General features: G+C 28.8%; 19 protein-coding genes. 13 read left to right on the top strand and 6 right to left on the bottom strand.

The genetic code is table 11. The features are described 5' to 3' along the window. Nucleotides 1-102 precede the first annotated feature (102 nt). From tig to KQI89_RS13945, 8 genes are all read left to right on the top strand, one after another. On the top strand, nucleotides 103-1398 hold the full coding sequence (gene tig, locus KQI89_RS13980; RefSeq protein WP_216457560.1) for a trigger factor: 1296 nt from the start codon (nucleotides 103-105) through the stop codon (nucleotides 1396-1398). Between the two features lie 178 nt (nucleotides 1399-1576). Then, the gene (gene clpP / locus KQI89_RS13975; protein WP_032120791.1) at nucleotides 1577-2182 is read left to right on the top strand and encodes an ATP-dependent Clp endopeptidase proteolytic subunit ClpP; all 606 of its coding nucleotides are present in this window, start codon (nucleotides 1577-1579) and stop codon (nucleotides 2180-2182) included. Nucleotides 2183-2220: 38 nt separating this feature from the next. Further along, nucleotides 2221-3510, top strand: a complete 1290-nt coding sequence (clpX, locus tag KQI89_RS13970; protein WP_032120792.1) for an ATP-dependent Clp protease ATP-binding subunit ClpX — start codon at nucleotides 2221-2223, stop codon at nucleotides 3508-3510. A gap of 279 nt (nucleotides 3511-3789) precedes the next feature. Then, the gene (gene lon / locus KQI89_RS13965; protein ID WP_032120793.1) at nucleotides 3790-6111 is read left to right on the top strand and encodes an endopeptidase La; all 2322 of its coding nucleotides are present in this window, start codon (nucleotides 3790-3792) and stop codon (nucleotides 6109-6111) included. 1 nt (nucleotide 6112) lies between these two features. Further along, a complete protein-coding gene (gene yihA, locus KQI89_RS13960) occupies nucleotides 6113-6703 on the top strand; it encodes a ribosome biogenesis GTP-binding protein YihA/YsxC (RefSeq protein WP_216457559.1) in 591 nt (196 codons plus the stop codon). 439 nt (nucleotides 6704-7142) lie between these two features. Continuing rightward, the gene (locus tag KQI89_RS13955; RefSeq protein WP_216457558.1) at nucleotides 7143-7685 is read left to right on the top strand and encodes a hypothetical protein; all 543 of its coding nucleotides are present in this window, start codon (nucleotides 7143-7145) and stop codon (nucleotides 7683-7685) included. Between the two features lie 126 nt (nucleotides 7686-7811). Then, nucleotides 7812-8012 carry a hypothetical protein gene (locus tag KQI89_RS13950; protein WP_216457557.1) on the top strand — a complete coding sequence of 67 codons (201 nt, stop codon included), beginning with the start codon at nucleotides 7812-7814 and terminating at the stop codon, nucleotides 8010-8012. 73 nt (nucleotides 8013-8085) lie between these two features. Then, the gene (locus KQI89_RS13945; RefSeq protein ID WP_216457556.1) at nucleotides 8086-8475 is read left to right on the top strand and encodes a hypothetical protein; all 390 of its coding nucleotides are present in this window, start codon (nucleotides 8086-8088) and stop codon (nucleotides 8473-8475) included. A gap of 142 nt (nucleotides 8476-8617) precedes the next feature. On the opposite strand, the gene KQI89_RS13940 is transcribed toward KQI89_RS13945, so the two are convergent. After that, entirely contained in the window at nucleotides 8618-8986 is a 369-nt protein-coding gene (locus KQI89_RS13940; RefSeq protein WP_216457555.1) for a bactofilin family protein, read from the bottom strand. A gap of 187 nt (nucleotides 8987-9173) precedes the next feature. After that, nucleotides 9174-10109 (bottom strand): FG-GAP repeat domain-containing protein, encoded by a 936-nt coding sequence (locus KQI89_RS13935; RefSeq protein WP_216457554.1) that lies wholly within the window; start codon nucleotides 10107-10109, stop codon nucleotides 9174-9176. A gap of 157 nt (nucleotides 10110-10266) precedes the next feature. Here KQI89_RS13935 and KQI89_RS13930 point away from each other — a divergent pair, with 157 nt between their 5' ends. Next, entirely contained in the window at nucleotides 10267-11511 is a 1245-nt protein-coding gene (locus tag KQI89_RS13930) for an ABC transporter substrate-binding protein (protein WP_216457553.1), read from the top strand. Between the two features lie 295 nt (nucleotides 11512-11806). Here the strand turns inward: KQI89_RS13930 and perR are convergent, their stop codons facing one another. Next, entirely contained in the window at nucleotides 11807-12226 is a 420-nt protein-coding gene (gene perR, locus KQI89_RS13925) for a transcriptional regulator PerR (protein ID WP_032120801.1), read from the bottom strand. A gap of 539 nt (nucleotides 12227-12765) precedes the next feature. On the opposite strand from perR, the gene KQI89_RS13920 reads away from it, so the two are divergent. Together KQI89_RS13920 and KQI89_RS13915 are read left to right on the top strand one after the other, a co-directional pair. After that, nucleotides 12766-13245 (top strand): thioredoxin family protein, encoded by a 480-nt coding sequence (locus KQI89_RS13920; protein ID WP_216457552.1) that lies wholly within the window; start codon nucleotides 12766-12768, stop codon nucleotides 13243-13245. Between the two features lie 53 nt (nucleotides 13246-13298). Continuing rightward, nucleotides 13299-14447: a DUF4317 family protein gene (locus KQI89_RS13915; protein ID WP_216457551.1), complete on the top strand. Its 1149-nt coding sequence runs from the start codon at nucleotides 13299-13301 to the stop codon at nucleotides 14445-14447. A 111-nt stretch (nucleotides 14448-14558) separates the two neighbouring features. Here KQI89_RS13915 and KQI89_RS13910 read toward each other — a convergent pair whose 3' ends face one another. Genes KQI89_RS13910 through KQI89_RS13900 form a run of 3 tightly spaced genes read right to left on the bottom strand, consistent with a single transcriptional unit; the run spans nucleotide 14559 to nucleotide 16632 of the window. Beyond that, nucleotides 14559-15059 carry a hypothetical protein gene (locus KQI89_RS13910; protein ID WP_216457550.1) on the bottom strand — a complete coding sequence of 167 codons (501 nt, stop codon included), beginning with the start codon at nucleotides 15057-15059 and terminating at the stop codon, nucleotides 14559-14561. A gap of 30 nt (nucleotides 15060-15089) precedes the next feature. Continuing rightward, nucleotides 15090-15722 carry a J domain-containing protein gene (locus KQI89_RS13905; RefSeq protein WP_032120805.1) on the bottom strand — a complete coding sequence of 211 codons (633 nt, stop codon included), beginning with the start codon at nucleotides 15720-15722 and terminating at the stop codon, nucleotides 15090-15092. A 4-nt stretch (nucleotides 15723-15726) separates the two neighbouring features. Further along, nucleotides 15727-16632 (bottom strand): DUF5685 family protein, encoded by a 906-nt coding sequence (locus tag KQI89_RS13900; RefSeq protein ID WP_216457549.1) that lies wholly within the window; start codon nucleotides 16630-16632, stop codon nucleotides 15727-15729. Nucleotides 16633-16891: 259 nt separating this feature from the next. Here KQI89_RS13900 and KQI89_RS13895 point away from each other — a divergent pair, with 259 nt between their 5' ends. Together KQI89_RS13895 and KQI89_RS13890 are read left to right on the top strand one after the other, a co-directional pair. Next, entirely contained in the window at nucleotides 16892-17227 is a 336-nt protein-coding gene (locus KQI89_RS13895; RefSeq protein ID WP_032120807.1) for a hypothetical protein, read from the top strand. A gap of 233 nt (nucleotides 17228-17460) precedes the next feature. Beyond that, complete coding sequence (locus KQI89_RS13890) at nucleotides 17461-18489, top strand: ABC transporter substrate-binding protein (RefSeq protein ID WP_343216373.1); 1029 nt, start codon at nucleotides 17461-17463, stop codon at nucleotides 18487-18489. Nucleotides 18490-18538 lie beyond the last annotated feature (49 nt).

The raw sequence follows: 18538 nt of genomic DNA, 5'->3' as shown, positions 1-18538 counted from the left end.
AATATTTCGCAATAATGTTTGAAATGAATTTCATAATTATGTTATAATGTCTAGGTTAGTATATGGCTTTTAATATAAGAGTTTATTAGGAGGAATTACACAATGAACGTTAAAATGGAAAAAACAGAAGCTAATGTAGTTAAGCTTGAAATTACAGTAGATGCAGATAAGTTTAGTGAAGCACTAAAGAAATCATATAATAAAAATGTAAAGAAATTTAGTGTGCCAGGATTTAGAAAAGGTAAAACACCAATAGGAGTTTTAAAGAAATACTACGGAATAGAAGTTCTTTATGAAGACGCTATAAACTTCTGCTGCGAAGATACATATCCAAAGGCTGTAGAAGAAAATAATATTGAACCAGTAGATTATCCACAAATAGATATAGTTCAAATAGAAGAAGGAAAAGACTTTATATATACTGCACAAGTTATTGTAAAACCAGAAGTTGAACTTGGAGAGTATAAAGGTTTAGAAGTTAAGAAAGTAAAATATGAAGTAAATGAAGAAGAAGTTCAAAAACAACTTACAGCTATGCAAGAAAGAAATTCAAGACAAGAAGTTAAAGAAGAAGGAAATGTTGAAGATGGAAATATAGCTGTTATAGATTTTAAAGGATTTATAGATGATGTGGCTTTTGAAGGTGGAGAAGGAAAAGATTACCCACTTGAAATAGGATCAGGTACATTTATAGGAGATTTTGAGCAACAATTAATAGGAACAGCTTTAGGAGAAACTAAAAAAATTAATGTTAATTTCCCAGAGAACTATGGTAAGGAAGAATTAAACGGAAAACCAGCTACTTTTGAAGTAACTGTAAATGAAATAAAGGTTAAAGAATTACCAGAACTTGATGATGAGTTTGCTAAAGAAGTATCTGAATTTGATACTTTAGAAGAGTTAAAAAATGACATAAAAGCAAAAGCACAAGAATCCAATGAACTAAGAGAAAAAAGAGAATTTGAAGAAGCTGTATTAGAGGCTGTATGCGCTAATGCAACTATAGATATACCAGAAGTAATGGTAGAAAAAGAAATAGATCAAATGATGAGAGATCTTGAAATGAGACTTAAATATCAAGGATTAGATCTTGAAACTTACTATGCATACACAAATAATACAGAGCAAAAGATGAGAGACTTCATGAAAGAAAATGCTGAAAAGAAAGTGAAGACTGATTTAGTTCTTGAAAAAGTAGGGGAAGTTGAAAAAGTAGAAGCTACAGAAGAAGAAATTAAAGAAAAGGCTATGGAAGTAGCAAAACAATACGGAGATAAAGAAATAGAAAAAACTGCTGATTTAATTGTTAAAGCTCAAGGAGAATTATTAAAGACAGATGTAGTAATAGAAAAGACTATAAAATTATTAGTAGAAAATACTAAATCTATAGAAGAATAAACCTTAAAGTATATTGCCAGAATAATTGATTTCTGGCAATTATTTTCAATATAATAGAAATTATATAGAAATTAATATATAATTAATATATAATTATTAAATAAATAATATTATATAGTTACAATATTAAAAAATTGGTTATATTATATAATGGATGAATTTTTGAGGAGGGAAAAATATGAGTTTAGTACCTATGGTTGTAGAACAAACTAATAGAGGAGAGAGATCTTACGATATATTTTCAAGATTATTGAAAGATAGGATAGTGCTTTTAAGTGATCAAGTTAATGATACTACAGCAAGTCTTATAGTAGCACAATTGCTTTTTTTAGAAAGTGAAGATCCAGATAAGGATATACATTTATATATAAATAGTCCAGGAGGATCTATAACAGCAGGCATGGCGATTTATGATACTATGCAGTATATTAAAGCAGATGTATCCACTATATGCATAGGTATGGCTGCATCTATGGGAGCGTTCTTATTAGCAGCAGGTGCAGAAGGAAAAAGATTTGCTCTTCCAAATAGTGAAATAATGATACATCAACCACTTGGGGGATTCCAAGGCCAGGCTACAGATATAGATATCCATGCAAAAAGGATATTACGAACTAAAGATACGTTAAATACTATATTAAGTGAAAGAACAGGTCAACCAATTGAGAATATAAAAAGAGATGTTGAAAGAGATTATTTCATGACTGCAGAAGAAGCCATGAAATATGGAATAATAGACAAAGTTCTAATTAAAAATCAAATAAATGCTGAATCTAATAAATAATATTAGTTTAAGCATAGAAACCTTAGAGAGGTGTGACGATGGTAAAATATGATGATAAAAAGCAGCTTAAGTGCTCTTTTTGTGGCAAAAATCAAGATCAGGTAAGAAGACTTATAGCAGGTCCAGGAGTTTATATATGTGATGAGTGTATAGAATTATGCTCAGAGATAATTGCAGATGAATTTGAAGAGAGTTTACAGTTAGATGTAACTTCTTTGCCTAAGCCAGTAGAAATTAAAACTTATTTAGATCAATATGTAATAGGTCAAGAAGATGCAAAAAGATCTTTAGCAGTAGCGGTTTATAACCACTATAAGAGAATAAATTCTAATGAAAGTGATCAAGAAGTTGAATTACAAAAGAGTAATATACTATTATTAGGACCTACTGGTTCAGGAAAGACACTTTTAGCACAAACTTTAGCAAGATTTTTAAATGTGCCTTTTGCCATAGCTGATGCTACTACATTGACAGAGGCAGGTTATGTTGGAGAAGATGTTGAAAATATACTTTTAAAGTTAATTCAAAACGCAGATTATGATATTGAAAGAGCTGAAAAAGGTATTGTGTATATAGATGAAATTGATAAGATAGCGAGAAAATCAGAAAATCCATCTATAACAAGAGATGTTTCTGGAGAGGGAGTTCAACAGGCACTTCTTAAGATATTAGAAGGTACTGTAGCTTCAGTTCCGCCTCAAGGAGGAAGAAAACATCCACATCAAGAGTTTATACAAATAAATACTTCAAATATATTATTTATATGTGGAGGAGCTTTTGATGGTGTAGATAAGATAATAGAAAAAAGGACCATCAAAAATACAATGGGATTTGGAGCACAAATTCAATCTAAAAGTGAAAAGGATATTGGCAGATTATTAAAAGATATAATGCCAGGAGATCTTTTGAAATTTGGACTTATACCAGAGTTTGTGGGTAGACTTCCCATAGTGGTTACATTAGAATCTTTAGATAGAAGTGCTTTAGTTAATATACTAAGTAAACCTAAAAATGCTCTTGTTAAGCAATATACTAAGCTGTTTGAGCTTGATAATGTTAAACTTGATTTTGAAGATGGAGCTTTAGAGGCTATAGCAGATGAAGCTTTAAGTAGAAATACTGGAGCAAGAGGTCTTAGAGCTATAATTGAAGAAATAATGAGAGATATAATGTTTGAAGTTCCTTCTGATGAGGAGATTCAAAAGGTTACAATAACTAAAGAGTCTGTAGACACTAAGAAACCTTTATTTGAGAAAGTAGAGGGAGAAAAGAGACTACCTATAAAGCCTAAGAAATCTAAGAATAAAAAAGGTATAGAGAGTGCTTAGACTTTAGTATTAATATGAGTGAATTAAAAACACTTAGTATGATAAACAACAACTCCTTATATAAGGAGTTGTTTGTTTTTCATAAAAGAATATGAAGTGTTCACTTGATATAACAATTGAATTTTAGTTATAATATGTGTATACTAAATTAGATTGAATACTATATAAAAATTAATATATAATAAAATTTAATTTATATTAGTGTATATGTTTTAGTTTTTATTTAGAAATAAAGTTTAAAACTACTATAGAATATACCACAGAAATGAGGGAAGAAACATGAATAAAGAAACAAGAGTAATTCCTCTTATTCCTTTAAGGGGAATAACTATTTTTCCTTATATGGTATTACATTTTGATGTAGGAAGGGAAAAATCTATAGCTGCATTAGAGGAAGCTATGATGAAGGATCAGGAAATATTTCTTGTTGCTCAAAAGGATGCAAAGATAGAAGAGCCAGAACAAGAGGATATTTATACCATAGGAACACTATGTAGTATAAAGCAGTTATTAAAGCTTCCAGGTGATACTGTAAGAGTATTAGTAGAAGGATTAAATAGAGCAAAAATTATAAAATATATTGAAAGTGAATCCTGCTATAAAGCTGAGATTGATATCTTAGAAGAAAAGGATTGTGTAAAAGATAATAAATGCGAGGCTTTGGTAAGAAGTCTTAGAGAAGTTTTTGAAGAGTATATAAAGATATCTGGAAGCATACCTTCAGAGGCATTAATTAGCTTTGAAGATATGGATAGCCCAGGAAGACTTGTAGATACAATTAGCTCCTATTTAATGCTTAAAGGAGATATTAAACAAGAACTTTTAGAAGCTTTTGACGTATCCAAAAGAATAGAAAAGCTTATTGTAGTTATAAAGAATGAACTTGAGATCTTAAAACTTGAAAAAAAGATTGGTGTAAGGGTTAAAAGCAAGATAGATAAGGTTCAAAAGGAATACTATCTAAGAGAGCAGTTAAAGGCTATCCAAGAAGAACTTGGAGAAGATGACGAAGATAAAAAGGAAATAAACAGATATAAAAATAAAATCAAGAAAGCAAAGCTGCCAAAACCAGTTAAAGACAGAGCTATCTATGAATTAGAAAGATTAAAAAACAGTGGAAGTTATTCCTCAGAGGGTGGAGTAATAAGAACTTATTTAGATTGGATATTAGACCTACCTTGGAATACTCAGACTAAAGATAATATGGATGTTAAAAAAGCTAGAGAAGTATTAGAAGCTGAACACTATGGGTTAAAAGATGTAAAAGATAGGATAGTAGAATATCTAGCAGTAAAACAGATGAGTAAGTCATTAAAAGGACCTATAATATGCTTAGTAGGACCTCCAGGAGTTGGAAAAACTTCTATAGCTAAGTCTGTAGCTCATGCTTTAAATAGAAATTTTGTAAGGATGTCTTTAGGTGGAGTAAGAGATGAGTCAGAAATAAGAGGTCATAGAAAGACTTATGTAGGTGCTATACCAGGTAGAATAATATATGGAATGAGGCAGGCTAAATCTAAAAATCCTTTATTCTTATTAGATGAAATAGATAAGATGAGTAATGATTTTAGAGGAGATCCAGCAGATGCATTATTAGAAGTGCTAGATTCAGAACAGAATAGTACCTTTAGAGATCATTACCTAGAATTAGAAATGGATCTTTCAAATGTAATGTTTATAACAACTGCTAATAGTTTAGATACTATACCAAGACCGCTTTTAGATAGAATGGAGATAATAGAAGTTTCAGGGTATACTTATGATGAAAAATTAAGTATAGCTAAGCAGTATCTAATACCTAAACAAATAAAAGAACACAGTGTAGATGAAAATATGATTAAGTTTACAGATAGTGGCATTAATGAAATTATAGAAGGATATACAAGAGAATCAGGAGTAAGAAATCTTGAAAGGCAAATTGCTTCTATTATAAGAAAGACTTTAGCAGACATGCTAGAAACAGATAAAAAGGATGTAAGTATATCCACTAATCAAGTAAGAAAATACTTAGGACCTGTAAGGTTTACTTATGATAAAGCCGATAAAGAAGATAAAATAGGTGTAGTTACAGGTATGGCTTGGACTGCATATGGTGGAGATATACTACCAATAGAAGTAAGCGTAATGAATGGAAGTGGAAAGTTAGAACTTACAGGACAATTAGGAGATGTTATGAAAGAGTCAGCTAAAGCAGGATATAGTTATGTTAGAGCAAATGCTGATAAGTATGATATAAATCCTAATTTTTATAAAGAAAAAGACTTGCACATTCATGTTCCAGAGGGTGCAGTTCCTAAAGATGGGCCATCAGCAGGAGTTACTATGATAACAGCTATGGTATCTGCATTAGCTAATAAAAAGGCAAGACATAATGTAGCTATGACTGGAGAGATAACCTTAACAGGAAGGGTACTACCTATCGGAGGGTTAAAAGAGAAATGTCTTGCAGCTTATAGAGCTGGAATTGATACAGTAATAATTCCAAAGGAAAATGAAAAAGATATGCTAAAGATACCTAAATCTATAAAAAGCAAATTAAATTTCATACTGGCTACAGAGATAGGTGAAGTTACTAAAAATGCTTTAATTGAGGAGAATTAAAATGATAATAAAAACATCAGATTTTGTAAAATCAGCAGTAACTAAAAGTCAATATCCAGAAGATAAAAGGCTGGAAATAGCCTTTTTAGGAAGATCAAATGTAGGAAAGTCATCCTTGATAAATGCTTTAACAAATAGAAGAAAACTTGCAAAGGTAAGTTCCACTCCAGGTAGAACTAGGCTTATTAATTATTTTCTAATTAATGATGATTTCCACTTAGTAGATTTGCCTGGATATGGATATGCTAAAGTTTCCAAAAGTGAGAAGGCAGCTTGGGGTAAGATAATTGAAGAATATCTTATGAGCAGTGAAACCTTGACAAGAGTTGTACTTTTAGTAGATTCTAGGCATAAGCCTACAGCTGATGATATTATGATGTATGAATGGATAAATTATCACAATTATGATGTAGTAGTAATAGCTACTAAGAGTGATAAAGTATCTAAAAATGATATTAGAAAAAATGAAAAGCTTATAAAGGATACTTTAAAACTTAAACCAGAACATAGATTAATATTCTTTTCTTCAGTTAAAAAAGATGGAAGAGAGGATCTTATAAATACTTTATTTGAGGATCTAGCCTCAAAATAGTATTATAAGATTGAAGTTTTTAAATTTAAACATAGTAAAAAGACCTAAAGTCTAAAATTAATTAGACTTTAGGTCTTTTTTGTTAAGTTATACCATGACGGTTTTTATAGGAAACTCATCTTCATATCTTCAGATGAGTACTGGAAGAGTAAGCGAATACCATCAAACCATAGGTTTGGGTACCTGCTTAAGCGACTATCACCAAATCATAGATTTGGGATATCTGGTTAGGTTGGAGTAAAGAGTGGTTAGGTCTCTTGATAGCAAGTTCTAAGGAACAGTTGGAGTTTTTTAAAGAGTATTAGAAATGATATAAATTACATAAAGGATAAATAAAATATTAAAAATTAAATTAAAGTGGTAAGTAACAAAATTAACTATACAGAATAGTATATAGTATAAACTAAAGATAAATAAGATGAAGAAAGGAGGAGGTAAAGTGGATATAAATAATTTGATAAGTGAATTAACGAAAAACATGGATGGAGCCAATATGGATGGATTAAACATGGATGGGCTAAATATGGATGGATTAAACATGAATGGCCTTAATATGGATAATATATCATCTCTTATTGGAGGTAAAGGAACATCAAAGAATTCCTTCTTTATATTGATTCTACTATTCCTATGTTGCTGCTGTAACAATGGAGGAGGATTCTGTTGCGGAGGAAATGATGATTGTTGTTGCGACCCTTGTTGTGATCCTTGTTGGGACCCTTGCTGCTGCAAGTACAAAAAGAAAAAACGCCGTGTGAAATGTTACTACTATGAGCCTTGCAAGGTAGAATGTGATCCTTGTTGTTGTAACAACCGTGGTGGATGGGGTGGTAACTTTGGTGGATTCGGAGGAGGTAACTTCTGTGGATTTGGCGGAGGTGGCTGCTGGTGGATAATAATTATACTATTCTTCTTATTTGCTTGTGGCAAGAAATCAACACCTATATGCAATGACACATTTGGATTAACAGAAGAGGTTTAATAAAGAGCTTAAGTATTTTATATAAATTCAAAGGAAAAAATTAAAAGTAACACTTAAGCTATTATAAATAGCTAAGGATAAGAAATAGATTACAAATAACCATAGCCCAAGAAAGGGGGGTTCAGCATGTCAAGAAGAAGAAGATGTTGTGATAGATGCTGCAGAGATGATAACAGATGCGGAAGAGGACTTAATATATGTACTCTATTACCATTCCTATTAATTTTAGGAGAAACTAATTTATTAAACAATAATAGAGTGTACACTTTAATCCTTTTATTCTGGTGCTGCTGTGGCGGTAACTGTGGCAAAACATTATGCTGCTAATATAAAGGGAAATTGTTGGAGGGCTTAATAGCCCTCCAAAAAAATATCTAAATCCTTAATAAGGAGGAGTATTATGGGAAAGAAGAAGAAGGATAGATATGATAGATATAGAGAAGATAACAGGATGCCACAGGGGTCAAATAATGGCTTTGGTGGAGGAATGAATCCACTTATGTCTATGTTAGGCAATATGGATATGAGTCAAATATCATCTCTATTAGGAGTTTTAAATTCAGATGGAGCAAATTTGGGAAATTTAAATATCGGTGATTTATTAGGAAGTATGAACAATCAAAATAATCGTCCCCCTATAAAACAAGGAAGAGAAGACATAAGTATAGATGTAGGAGATCAAGCTATTATACAACTTTTAAATTCCTTAAAACCATTTCTAGGAGAAAGAGAAGGTCTAATTGATAAGGTAATAGACATGTACTTAGCAGGAGATATGGATGAGGATTAAAATCCTGCAAATTTTATGAAAATTAAGATTTAAGAAGTGTTTTTTAGCTTTGTAAATTCTAATTTAATTTTTAGATTTTAAACCATCTAGAAAATTTAATTAATCTTTAATTAAAAAAGGCGACAATGTCGCCTTTAAAATATTATTCTAATATAGATGGGTTATCGCTAACCATAGTGCATTTACCGTCTAAAGATCCACCTTCTTTTATAATAAGATTTTTAACCGTTATATCACCTATTATTTTACCGCAGGGTTCAATAATTAGAACCTCTTCGCAAGTTATATTTCCTTTAACTTTTCCATTAACTTTTGCATTTTTACAACTTATATTTCCATCATATAATGCGGTTTCACCAATTATAACATCATCTCTCCAAAGCATATCACCTTCTATAGAACCATCTATTTTTATTAGGCCTTCCCCAGATAAGTTTCCAACTATATTACATAGTTCACCAATTAGTGTTTCTATTCTATCAATATTTTTGCTATCTTTATCAGAAAACATATTAATCCTCCTTTAAATTAATAAATAAAATTTTAAATATTATTTATAATGTGTATATTTTAAATTGATATGGTTAATACTATTAATGAAATAGGAGATATATCTCCTATAGCTAAAAATTTTTTAGCTATATAAAACCCCCCATCCCCCTTTGGGTCGCTATAGCGACCCTTATTTTTTTAGTATTTTATTCATTTGAAATAGATAGTGAAGAAATTCTAAATTCATTATTAAACGCTTCACAGGGTTTTAATATTAATTTTAATGAGTGTTTAGATTTTGAGCTTTCTGGGGTTTTTAAATTATACCCAAAGTTCATAGTCCACTTTAATTCTATGATTTCGCCTTCTTTGTTCCACTTACTGTCTTTAAAGGAACCATCTAAGAACTTGTAGTTATTTCCTTCAGCAGCTAATTGTCCTATAACAGCTATATCTTGAGCCGTTAATCCACTATAAAATATATCAGGTTTGTTTACTTCACCCTCAGGCAAACTTTCTATGTAGTGGATAAAGTTTAATATAATATCTTTTCCAGGAAACTTACTAGAATCGTAACTATAATTTTTAAATTCTTTACCTATAAGTATGTTGTAGGACATAGCTATGTTTCCATTTTTTATATTTCCGGATATATATTTAGGTGTTTTGTTATTTTCACTGTCTAAAAAACCCATTACATTGTTGTTTGAGCAATAAATATCTTTAAATTGCTTGTTGTCCCACAAAAAAACATGTTGAATGGGTAAGTTGTTCTGAGAAGATTGTATAAATATTTCAGGAATTTTATCTCTTGAAATATCAGTGAAATTTATCCTTAGTGGCCAATGATGATATAACTCACCCATGGTATTTAATTTTTTTTCAGGTTCTAGAAAATAACTATCATTTTTAGTATTCACTTGAAGGTAATATTTATTTTTGTCTATATTTATATAAAGTAAGTCTTCTTCACCATCACCATTAAAATCAGCTTTTATGGATTTTGAATCTTTTATAGACATAAAGGTAGGGGCGGATCTCCTTTTCAAATTAAATAAGGATAATACTATAATAAAGAAAGTTGCTACTATAAGAAAATATAAAAGATGTTTTTTCTTTAGAAAAAATACCCTGAGTTTCATAAAATCACCTCTATTAAATTATATGATTATAATAATATATTTAAGTATTCTACATAAAATATATTTAAAACAATTGAAAAATATGATGAAAAGAACTTAATACATTATAAACTCCTTAATTATTTAGGAATTTAATAATTGTTAAGGGGAGGATATTATGAAAAAAAACAATAGAAATATACTTATAGCTATAATTATTATATTTTTTTTATCACTAAATATATGTTCCTGTAGTAAAGCAAAGAAAGAAAAGAAAAAGGAAGACAAAAGCAAGATAAATATATATACAGATATAAAGGATGAGTATTCATTAAATATAATACAATTGGGTATAGATTCATATAAAGAAAAAAATAATAAGGTAGAAATAATTATAAAAAATTCTATTAACCAAAAGGATATTTCTAAATATTTAAATGATAATAAAGATATAGATTTAGTTATAACCAATAGAAATAATATGTTAGAGATTAGTAATAAAGGACTTTTGGCTAACTTAAATGGTTTTTACAATAAAAATGATATAAATAATAGATTTTATAATATTATTACAGCATATGGTATGAAGGGAGATAAATACTTTGGGTTAGCACTTGTACCTTTTACTATAGAAATAATATATAATGAAAAATATTTTAATAGTATGGGAATAACAAATACTAATAACAAAGTTTCTTTAGAGGAATTAATAAAAAATATAAAAGACAAGAACCTTAAGATTCCAATGGTGATTCCTGAATCTATGGATACTATGGAAATGTTAAGTATAATCTTTGGAAATAGCTTAGTTGACAATAGGAAATTAGAAAGCATATATGATTCTGGAGGAGAAAAGTATAAGGAATTTAAAGATGTACAAAATTTCTTAGATAGCTTTAATAAATTAATTAAAAGTGGATATTTTAATAAAGAAACTTTTGAAAGAGGCAATGAGAGTACTATAGCTTATGTAGAGAGAGGAGAGTACCCTATGGCCTTTGTAGTATCTTATTATAATCAGGAAATGGCAAAGGCTAATATTAAAGTCTTAGATAATTATAAGATTTTAGGAAAAGAAAATACACCTGTAGTACTTGTAGATACTTTAATTTCCCTTACAAATAATTCAAAGAATACAGAAGATGCCACTGACTTTATAAAGTTTATATGCAGTGATGAGTTTCAAGATAAGTTAGCTGACTCAGGTGTTATAGTAGGCAATAAGAAGTCTTTAGATAGTATGATTTCTCTATATCCTCATATAAAAGGCAATTTAAGCTCTAGTAATATGGATAGTGTTGTTTATATTTATAATTTGCCTATTCAAATGCGAAAAGAGTTAAAAATAGAGATAGAAAGCCTATCAAAGGGCAAATATGATGGGAAAGAATGGAGTAGGATTATAGATAGTTTATATAAATAAGATTAAATCTAGTTTATAATATCTTACTAGTTTATAAATATCTTTATTAATGAAGTAGCTATATATTTAAGGCGCTATGCAATTAAAGTTATGCAGGAGCTATTAATTGATTTATTCTTGTATTTACATGGAGTTTACTTAAAGTCAATAGCTTTGTTATGTGAAGCTTAGAAGGTAAGTTTCATATTAAGATTATTAGATATCATAGTCATGATATAAAAAAACAAAAACTACTCCTGATTAGGGAGTAGTTAAAATAAATTTTAAATTTTAATTTGGATGTAAAGTTTATATGCTATTCACTCTTTTTCTTACACTCATTACATAAGCCATAAAAATAAATCCTGTTAGTAACTACATCGTAGTTAGTATAAGGTTTTATGGTTTCATTAAGTTCGGTAAAAGATATACCTTCTATATCATCCACTCTATTACAGCACATACATTGAATATGAGGATGTGCTCCAACTTTTCCATCATATCTAAAATTTCCTTCGCCTACATTGATTTCTTGCACCAAGCCTACTTCAACTAAAGTCTTTAATGCCTTATAAACTGTTGCTAAACTCATTGTAGGATAGGATGGCTGAAGAGCTTTATATATGGCTTCAGCTGATGGATGTTCTGTAGTGGATTGAAGGTACCTGTAAACAGCAATCCTTTGAGGGGTTAGCTTTAATTTTTTTTCTCTAAAAATAGCTGTTATATTATCCATGTTGCACCATCCTTACTATTAATCAATTATATTATATAATAAAAATTATTACAAGTCAAAATCTATTTACAAATATAGAATATTTATTTATAATAATGTGTATTAATATATCAAATTGTGTAAATCACCATTGTAATTATAGCACTAAATCATAATAAAGCATAGTTGATTTTAAGGGCTGTTAATTTATTAACCAATATAAACCTTTAAAAAAATAAATTTTTATGGTGAAATTATAAAAAACTCTTGTAATTATAAAAAAATCTGATAAAATTGAATTAAAGGCTGTTAAGAAATTAACAATTTTCGTCCATGTTCATTTTATTTATTTTAAAGAACAGAATTTCTGTTCTTTATTTTTATAAAGCATTAATATTAATATATCTAAAATAAGATTTCTAATATTAAAATAGAATTAATTTAAGTCTTCTTTTTTATAAAGAGGACTTTTTTTATTACTTACATTCTTTAAAGAAGGTTTTTTTAGTTTTTATTAGAATTATATATTATATAAATATTATAATAAGGAGGTTTTAAATTTGATAAATTTAGATTTAGCATTAAGCTATGAAGAATATATGGATAAACTTACAGAAGATCATAAAGCTGTATATGAAAAAACATTTATAGCAGAAGATACTAAGGATACACTGAAGGGGTTAGATAGAAAAATTAATGCTATAGTATTTAGCGAAGGTTTTTGCCCAGATTGTACTGTATCTCTTCCTATACTAAAAAGATTTCAAGAAATAAACTCTAATATAAAGATAAAGATGCTTCCTAGAGAAGGGAACGAAAGTTTTTTAGAAGAGAATTTAGGTGAAGCAAGAATTCCTACCTTTATGTTTTTTGATGAAAATATGAATCCTTTAGGGGTTTTTGTAGAGTTTCCAGAATCTTTAAAAGAAAAGATAGCTTTAGCAAAGATGGATGAAAAACAACAATTTGTTAGAGAGTATAGAGAAGGAAAATATAATAATCTTATAGAAAAAGATTTTTTAAATATTATATTTTCTTAACTTTAAAAAAAGCTTAAAAAATACTATTAAATTAATATTTTAGGAGTGCCTATATGGATAAAAAGCAGATAGCGAGCATAAAGAAAAATATAAGTTCTAATGGAAAACTTCTTCAATTAGAAGAGATCTACAGTTGCTATGTAAAAAAAGATACTGGAAAAGTTATATATAGTGAGAAAAAACACTTTAATACATTAGAAGAAGAAGTAGAAAAACTATATATAAATAATTTTAAAAAGATACTTACAGGTAATATTGATGAAAAGATTTTTCAATTAGATTTTGTTCAAGGACAGGAGTTAAGTACTCAAAATGTATTATTAGATATACTCAATGAAGATATAAATGAAGAAAATATGGAAAGTCTTATAAAGAAGATATATGAAAATTGTATATATGAAACTGATATAACTATAAATATATTAAAAGGTAAATATACTATAGATAAAAATTCTTCTTTAGATGAAAATCCAAATTTCATTATAGTCTCTATAAATAGAGTAGTGCCACCTAAGAAGTCACTAAAATTTGATCATAGCAGCAAAACTTTTAAAGAAAGTTCAAATTTAGATGTTATTGTAGACTTAAATTCACCTATACAAGGTTTTCTTTATCCTTTATTAGAGGTAGATGGAGATAATCTAGATAGAATACTATATTATAATGGAAAGATGAAAGCCTTAGATGAATCTTTTATAAAGTGGGTATTAAACTGTGAAGCTAAATCTACTTTATCAGAAGATAAAGAGAATTTTTTAAATATAATAAAGTTTTCTGCAAAGGAAGGACTAAAAATATCTACTTTGAAGAATTTATATGAATTTATAGATGAACAAAAGGAAAACGGAGAGGAAGCTTTAACTATAAGGGACATATTACCTTTTATAGAAGAGGAAAGCAATCTAGGAGAAGAAGAGTTAATTAATATGGGAAAGAACTTGCTACCAAGTGAGGACTACTCTTTTAATATAAATAGTATACTTCCAGATATTAAATCAAAATCCTTAAAGATAGAAAATGAATATTTAACCATAAATATAAGTCCTTCAGCTCTGAATAAGATTAAGCAAAACATAGGAGATGATGGGAAGAGATATCTCATGATAAGTATGGATGAAAAACCTTCCATTGGAGATATAGAAATAAGAGATGATGAAGGTAAGGAAATAATAGAAGACTTAAATTCAGCTATAGATATATAAAAAGTGTAAAAGGTTATGTTTTAAAATATATTGATATGAAACCTATCTTAGGTATTTTATATCAATATATTAAGACATAACCTTTATAAATTATAATTATTCTATCTATAATTATTTTAGCCTATGTATATATTTATCCATAAAAATTATAATCAATGTAAGGGCATAATCAAAGATTATAAAAGAGATTTCAATGATTATAATTATTAGTGCATAAGGTAAGTCTATATATGGAATGGAGGTAAATATAAACTTAAAAACATATACATTTATAAAGAGAGAAATATTAAAAAAAGTGAGTTTTACTAATATTTCTAAGGGCGCTTTTCTTAAATTCTCTATATAGTACTTTATGAATCCGTATATTCCAAAAAATAGTATATAGGTTATAGAGACTCCTTTTAATCCTAATATTAAGGAAAGTATGGATGAGGCTAAATATATTCCTAAAGCGTACCTTACGTTGATGGATAAGATTCCAAGAGGAATTATGGCAGATGCCAAAGTTAATAGTGTGAGTTTGCTAGTAGGGGCTATATTTGCAATATATAATATTATAAGGGTTAAAGCAGTTAATATTCCACTTTTAGCAAGGTTTTTACTCTTATTCATTCTTATCCTCCCTATTAGTTTATATAAGGTTTAACAACAAGGAATTATGTCCCCACCAAAACATTCGCAGATACTGTCTAAGCACCAAAGCTTAAGGCAAATCTCGCAAAAGCTATCATCTCTTCTACCGCCACCATAGTAGGAATTTCTATAATGGGTATTCCTTTGATTTATCATATTCAAAGTATGTCTATACTCTTGATTGTTAGGGGATAATCTACAGGCATTTACTATATAATTATAACCACTATCATTCCAACCCTTTTTTAAATGTGTAAGTCCCATAAGATAATTCCACTCTGCATCTCTTACTTTAACATTGTTTAATTTTCTTTCCGCAGATATTATATCCCCTCTTTGTATATCCATTCTTATTTCGTTAAAATTAGGATATTCAGAACCATAACTTTCACTGTTATAGTTTTGATTATTATAGCTTTCCCTGTTATAATGATTTTGATTTGAACTAGTATTTTTTACATTTTTTATAAGATAATCATAAGCTTCATTTATTTCTCTCATTTTATCTTCAGCTAAACTTCTTAAAGGATTATCTCCATATTGATCAGGATGATATTGTTTAGCTAGTTCTCTATAAGCTTTTTTTATTTCTTCTTCGCTGGAACCTTCTTTGATTCCAAGTATTTCATATGGATTTTTCATCTTATTACACTCCTTTTTGTAGATCCTTATAGATATTGTTTTTCTTATATTGTTCAGGATTAAAAATCATATCCATTTTTTCCATTAGACCATATTTAAGTATATTTTCTAGTAGTTCATGATTTCTATTAAGGGGAAGTTTATGAAAATAATCTAAACATTGAGAGCCACAAGAAATCAATATAAACTCAACTCTATTTTTTATTAAGTCATATAACGCTTTATATGTCATATTTTGCTCATTAAAGCAATGATTTATGGCGTTAAATCTATTTTTCTTCATATCTTCCTCTAGATCATCCATAGCATCTATTATGTATATCCATTTTCCTAGATTATAACCAAGCCAATAAAGATCTTGTTTAAAGCTTTCATCTTTGAATTTATACTCTGACAGTATACATGCTGTAAGGTGCGCAAAGCTATCACTTAGGCTATCTATATTTTTTTCTTTGGGGTCTTTTTCTTGATTTGATAGCTTATCTAAAGAGTCTTTTATTAACTGTTTCATATTATTTAAATCTGAAGAATCTTTATTTACATATATGCGTGAAATTCTATATAATAGACTAAATTTTAAGGATTTTTCATCATTTAAGTCATCTAGAAATTTGTAATGAGCAAGATTTATGTTCATTTTTGAGGCATAGGATACTGCATTGTTATTAGCTATATAAAGTCTTTTCTTTAATGGGTGTACAGCACAACGATGAAGCTTTACATCTAAAGGATTAGTTTCAAGAGAATCAATTAATATAGCTAAAAAAGTCATATCATAATTTAATGAGGCTCTTGGAATGTTGCCATAGTTATCTTTTATGGATTTGCATACACCGCAGTAATAGGCTTTAAATTTTTCGAAGTCTTTTATTTTAAGTTCCATTCTACATGGAGTTACGTATCCGAACATTATATGAGTATACTCTCCTTTATATCATATAGCGTTAACACTATATTATTTTACCATAAGGAGATTATAACATAAAATTAAAAAGAATTTTTATATTACTATAAAAAGATAACAAGCTGTTAATATGAATAAAATTAATAGCTTATTAAAAATGCTAGAGTGCATACATTATTATATAGAATTTTCACATAATAGTATATTTAAATGAATTATGTTAAAATTAAATTATATTTATAATATTTAAAAAGGAGATGAGGTCATGAGTAAGTACAAAGTAGGAGATGAATTATTAATAATTGAAAACCCAAACGAAGAAGGGGATAGGCTAAAAGAAATGACCAAGTTGCAAATTGATGGAGAATTCGCACAAATATCTTGGGGACTAAAAATTGTGGATGTTGAGTATGATAAACCTAATGTTACGTTAACCTATAGAAATGTATATGGTGAATTAAACAAGGTGTTTGCTGTCTGCAAGGATGTAGCAAACTTTGATAAAGAAAAGGTTTTAGAGAAGGCTTTGCTTAAAGCTTTTCAAAATGAAATAATAAATATAACCGTAATAAAGAATTCAGGTAAAAAATCTGAAAAATAATTAAATAGTAACCTTAAATATAAGATTTGAAAGAACTTTAAAATAACTATTATTTTAAAGTTCTTTATTTTTGTGTTGTATTTACTGACTATTCAAAACCAATGTTAAATTTATTTACTTTTATGTTTAATATTTTGTTCATTATTTATTAATAATTACAAATACAGTCTATAATGAAAACATATACATTGAGACTAGATGAAATTATTTTATAAAATAAGGAGGAACAAATTGTGAATAAAAAGAGACTAATAGCTTTAACATTGGGAGTAATAATGTCTGTTGGAGTTTTTGCAGGTTGTGGTAAAAAACAAGGAGATTCAAAGAAGAAAGATCTTAAATTAACTATATACTCAGGACTTATGGAAGATCATATGATTAAAGCTATGTCAGAGTTCGAAAAAGAAACTGGAGTAAAAACAGAGGCTGTTAGAATGAGTTCAGGAGAAATACTAGGAAGAATAAGAGCAGAAAAGGAAAACCCAAAGGCTTCTATTTGGTTTGGTGGCCCAGCAGATGGATTCGTTCAAGCTGATGAAGAGGGTTTATTAGAAAAATATGCTTCACCTAATGCAAAGGATATACCAGATAAGTATAAAGATAAGGATGGAGCTTGGACAGGTATATATGTAGGATATTTAGGATTTGTTTCTAATGGAAAATTGTTAAAAGAAAAGGGTGCTGAAGTTCCAAAGTCTTGGGATGACTTATTAAAACCTGAATTTAAAGGGCAAATTTCCATATCTAATCCAGGGTCTTCAGGAACAGCTTATACAGCTTTAGCTACAGTTATTCAACTTATGGGTGAAGAAAAAGGTTTAGAATATATGAAACAACTTAATAGTCAAGTAAAATCCTATGAAAAATCAGGGACTGCACCTGCAAGAATGGCAGGGCAAGGTGAAGTTATGGTAGGAGTAAGTTTCCTACATGATGGAATCAAATATAGGGAAGAAGGTATGAAAGACTTAGTTATGAGTACACCTATAGAAGGAACAGGATATGAAATAGGTGCAGTAGGAATGATAAAAGGAGCTCCAGATGCAGAAGCAGCTAAAATGTTTATTGATTGGTGCTTAACTAAGAAAGCACAAGAACTTGGACAATCAGTTGGTTCTTATCAATTTTTAACTAATCCAAGTGCTCAACCTCCAAAACAAGTAGAGGAGTTAAAGGATACAAAACTTATAGATTACAATCTTGATTGGGCAGGTAAAAATAGAAGTGCTGTAGTTGAAAAATGGAGTAAGGCTATCAAATAATTATAGGATAAATGCTTTTAAGAGGAGACCAGATACCTGGTCTCTGATT

The sequence above is a fragment of the Clostridium simiarum genome, assembly GCF_018919175.1.
GTDB lineage: Bacteria > Bacillota > Clostridia > Clostridiales > Clostridiaceae > Clostridium_L > Clostridium_L simiarum.
Note: the sequence above shows the minus strand (reverse complement) of the source record. Positions and strands in the feature narration are given on the sequence as shown.

What these genes read in the sequence shown, in the direction of transcription:
- KQI89_RS13900 (WP_216457549.1), bottom strand. Translation starts at nt 16,632, where the DNA reads ATGTTCGGATACGTAACTCCATGTAGAATGGAACTTAAAATAAAAGAC.
- KQI89_RS13910 (WP_216457550.1), bottom strand. Translation starts at nt 15,059, where the DNA reads ATGAATAAGAGTAAAAACCTTGCTAAAAGTGGAATATTAACTGCTTTA.
- yihA (WP_216457559.1), top strand. Translation starts at nt 6,113, where the DNA reads ATGATAATAAAAACATCAGATTTTGTAAAATCAGCAGTAACTAAAAGT.
- perR (WP_032120801.1), bottom strand. Translation starts at nt 12,226, where the DNA reads ATGGATAATATAACAGCTATTTTTAGAGAAAAAAAATTAAAGCTAACC.
- KQI89_RS13940 (WP_216457555.1), bottom strand. Translation starts at nt 8,986, where the DNA reads ATGTTTTCTGATAAAGATAGCAAAAATATTGATAGAATAGAAACACTA.
- clpX (WP_032120792.1), top strand. Translation starts at nt 2,221, where the DNA reads ATGGTAAAATATGATGATAAAAAGCAGCTTAAGTGCTCTTTTTGTGGC.
- KQI89_RS13915 (WP_216457551.1), top strand. Translation starts at nt 13,299, where the DNA reads ATGGATAAAAAGCAGATAGCGAGCATAAAGAAAAATATAAGTTCTAAT.
- KQI89_RS13905 (WP_032120805.1), bottom strand. Translation starts at nt 15,722, where the DNA reads ATGAAAAATCCATATGAAATACTTGGAATCAAAGAAGGTTCCAGCGAA.
- KQI89_RS13950 (WP_216457557.1), top strand. Translation starts at nt 7,812, where the DNA reads ATGTCAAGAAGAAGAAGATGTTGTGATAGATGCTGCAGAGATGATAAC.
- KQI89_RS13895 (WP_032120807.1), top strand. Translation starts at nt 16,892, where the DNA reads ATGAGTAAGTACAAAGTAGGAGATGAATTATTAATAATTGAAAACCCA.
- tig (WP_216457560.1), top strand. Translation starts at nt 103, where the DNA reads ATGAACGTTAAAATGGAAAAAACAGAAGCTAATGTAGTTAAGCTTGAA.
- clpP (WP_032120791.1), top strand. Translation starts at nt 1,577, where the DNA reads ATGAGTTTAGTACCTATGGTTGTAGAACAAACTAATAGAGGAGAGAGA.
- KQI89_RS13930 (WP_216457553.1), top strand. Translation starts at nt 10,267, where the DNA reads ATGAAAAAAAACAATAGAAATATACTTATAGCTATAATTATTATATTT.
- KQI89_RS13935 (WP_216457554.1), bottom strand. Translation starts at nt 10,109, where the DNA reads ATGAAACTCAGGGTATTTTTTCTAAAGAAAAAACATCTTTTATATTTT.
- KQI89_RS13945 (WP_216457556.1), top strand. Translation starts at nt 8,086, where the DNA reads ATGGGAAAGAAGAAGAAGGATAGATATGATAGATATAGAGAAGATAAC.
- lon (WP_032120793.1), top strand. Translation starts at nt 3,790, where the DNA reads ATGAATAAAGAAACAAGAGTAATTCCTCTTATTCCTTTAAGGGGAATA.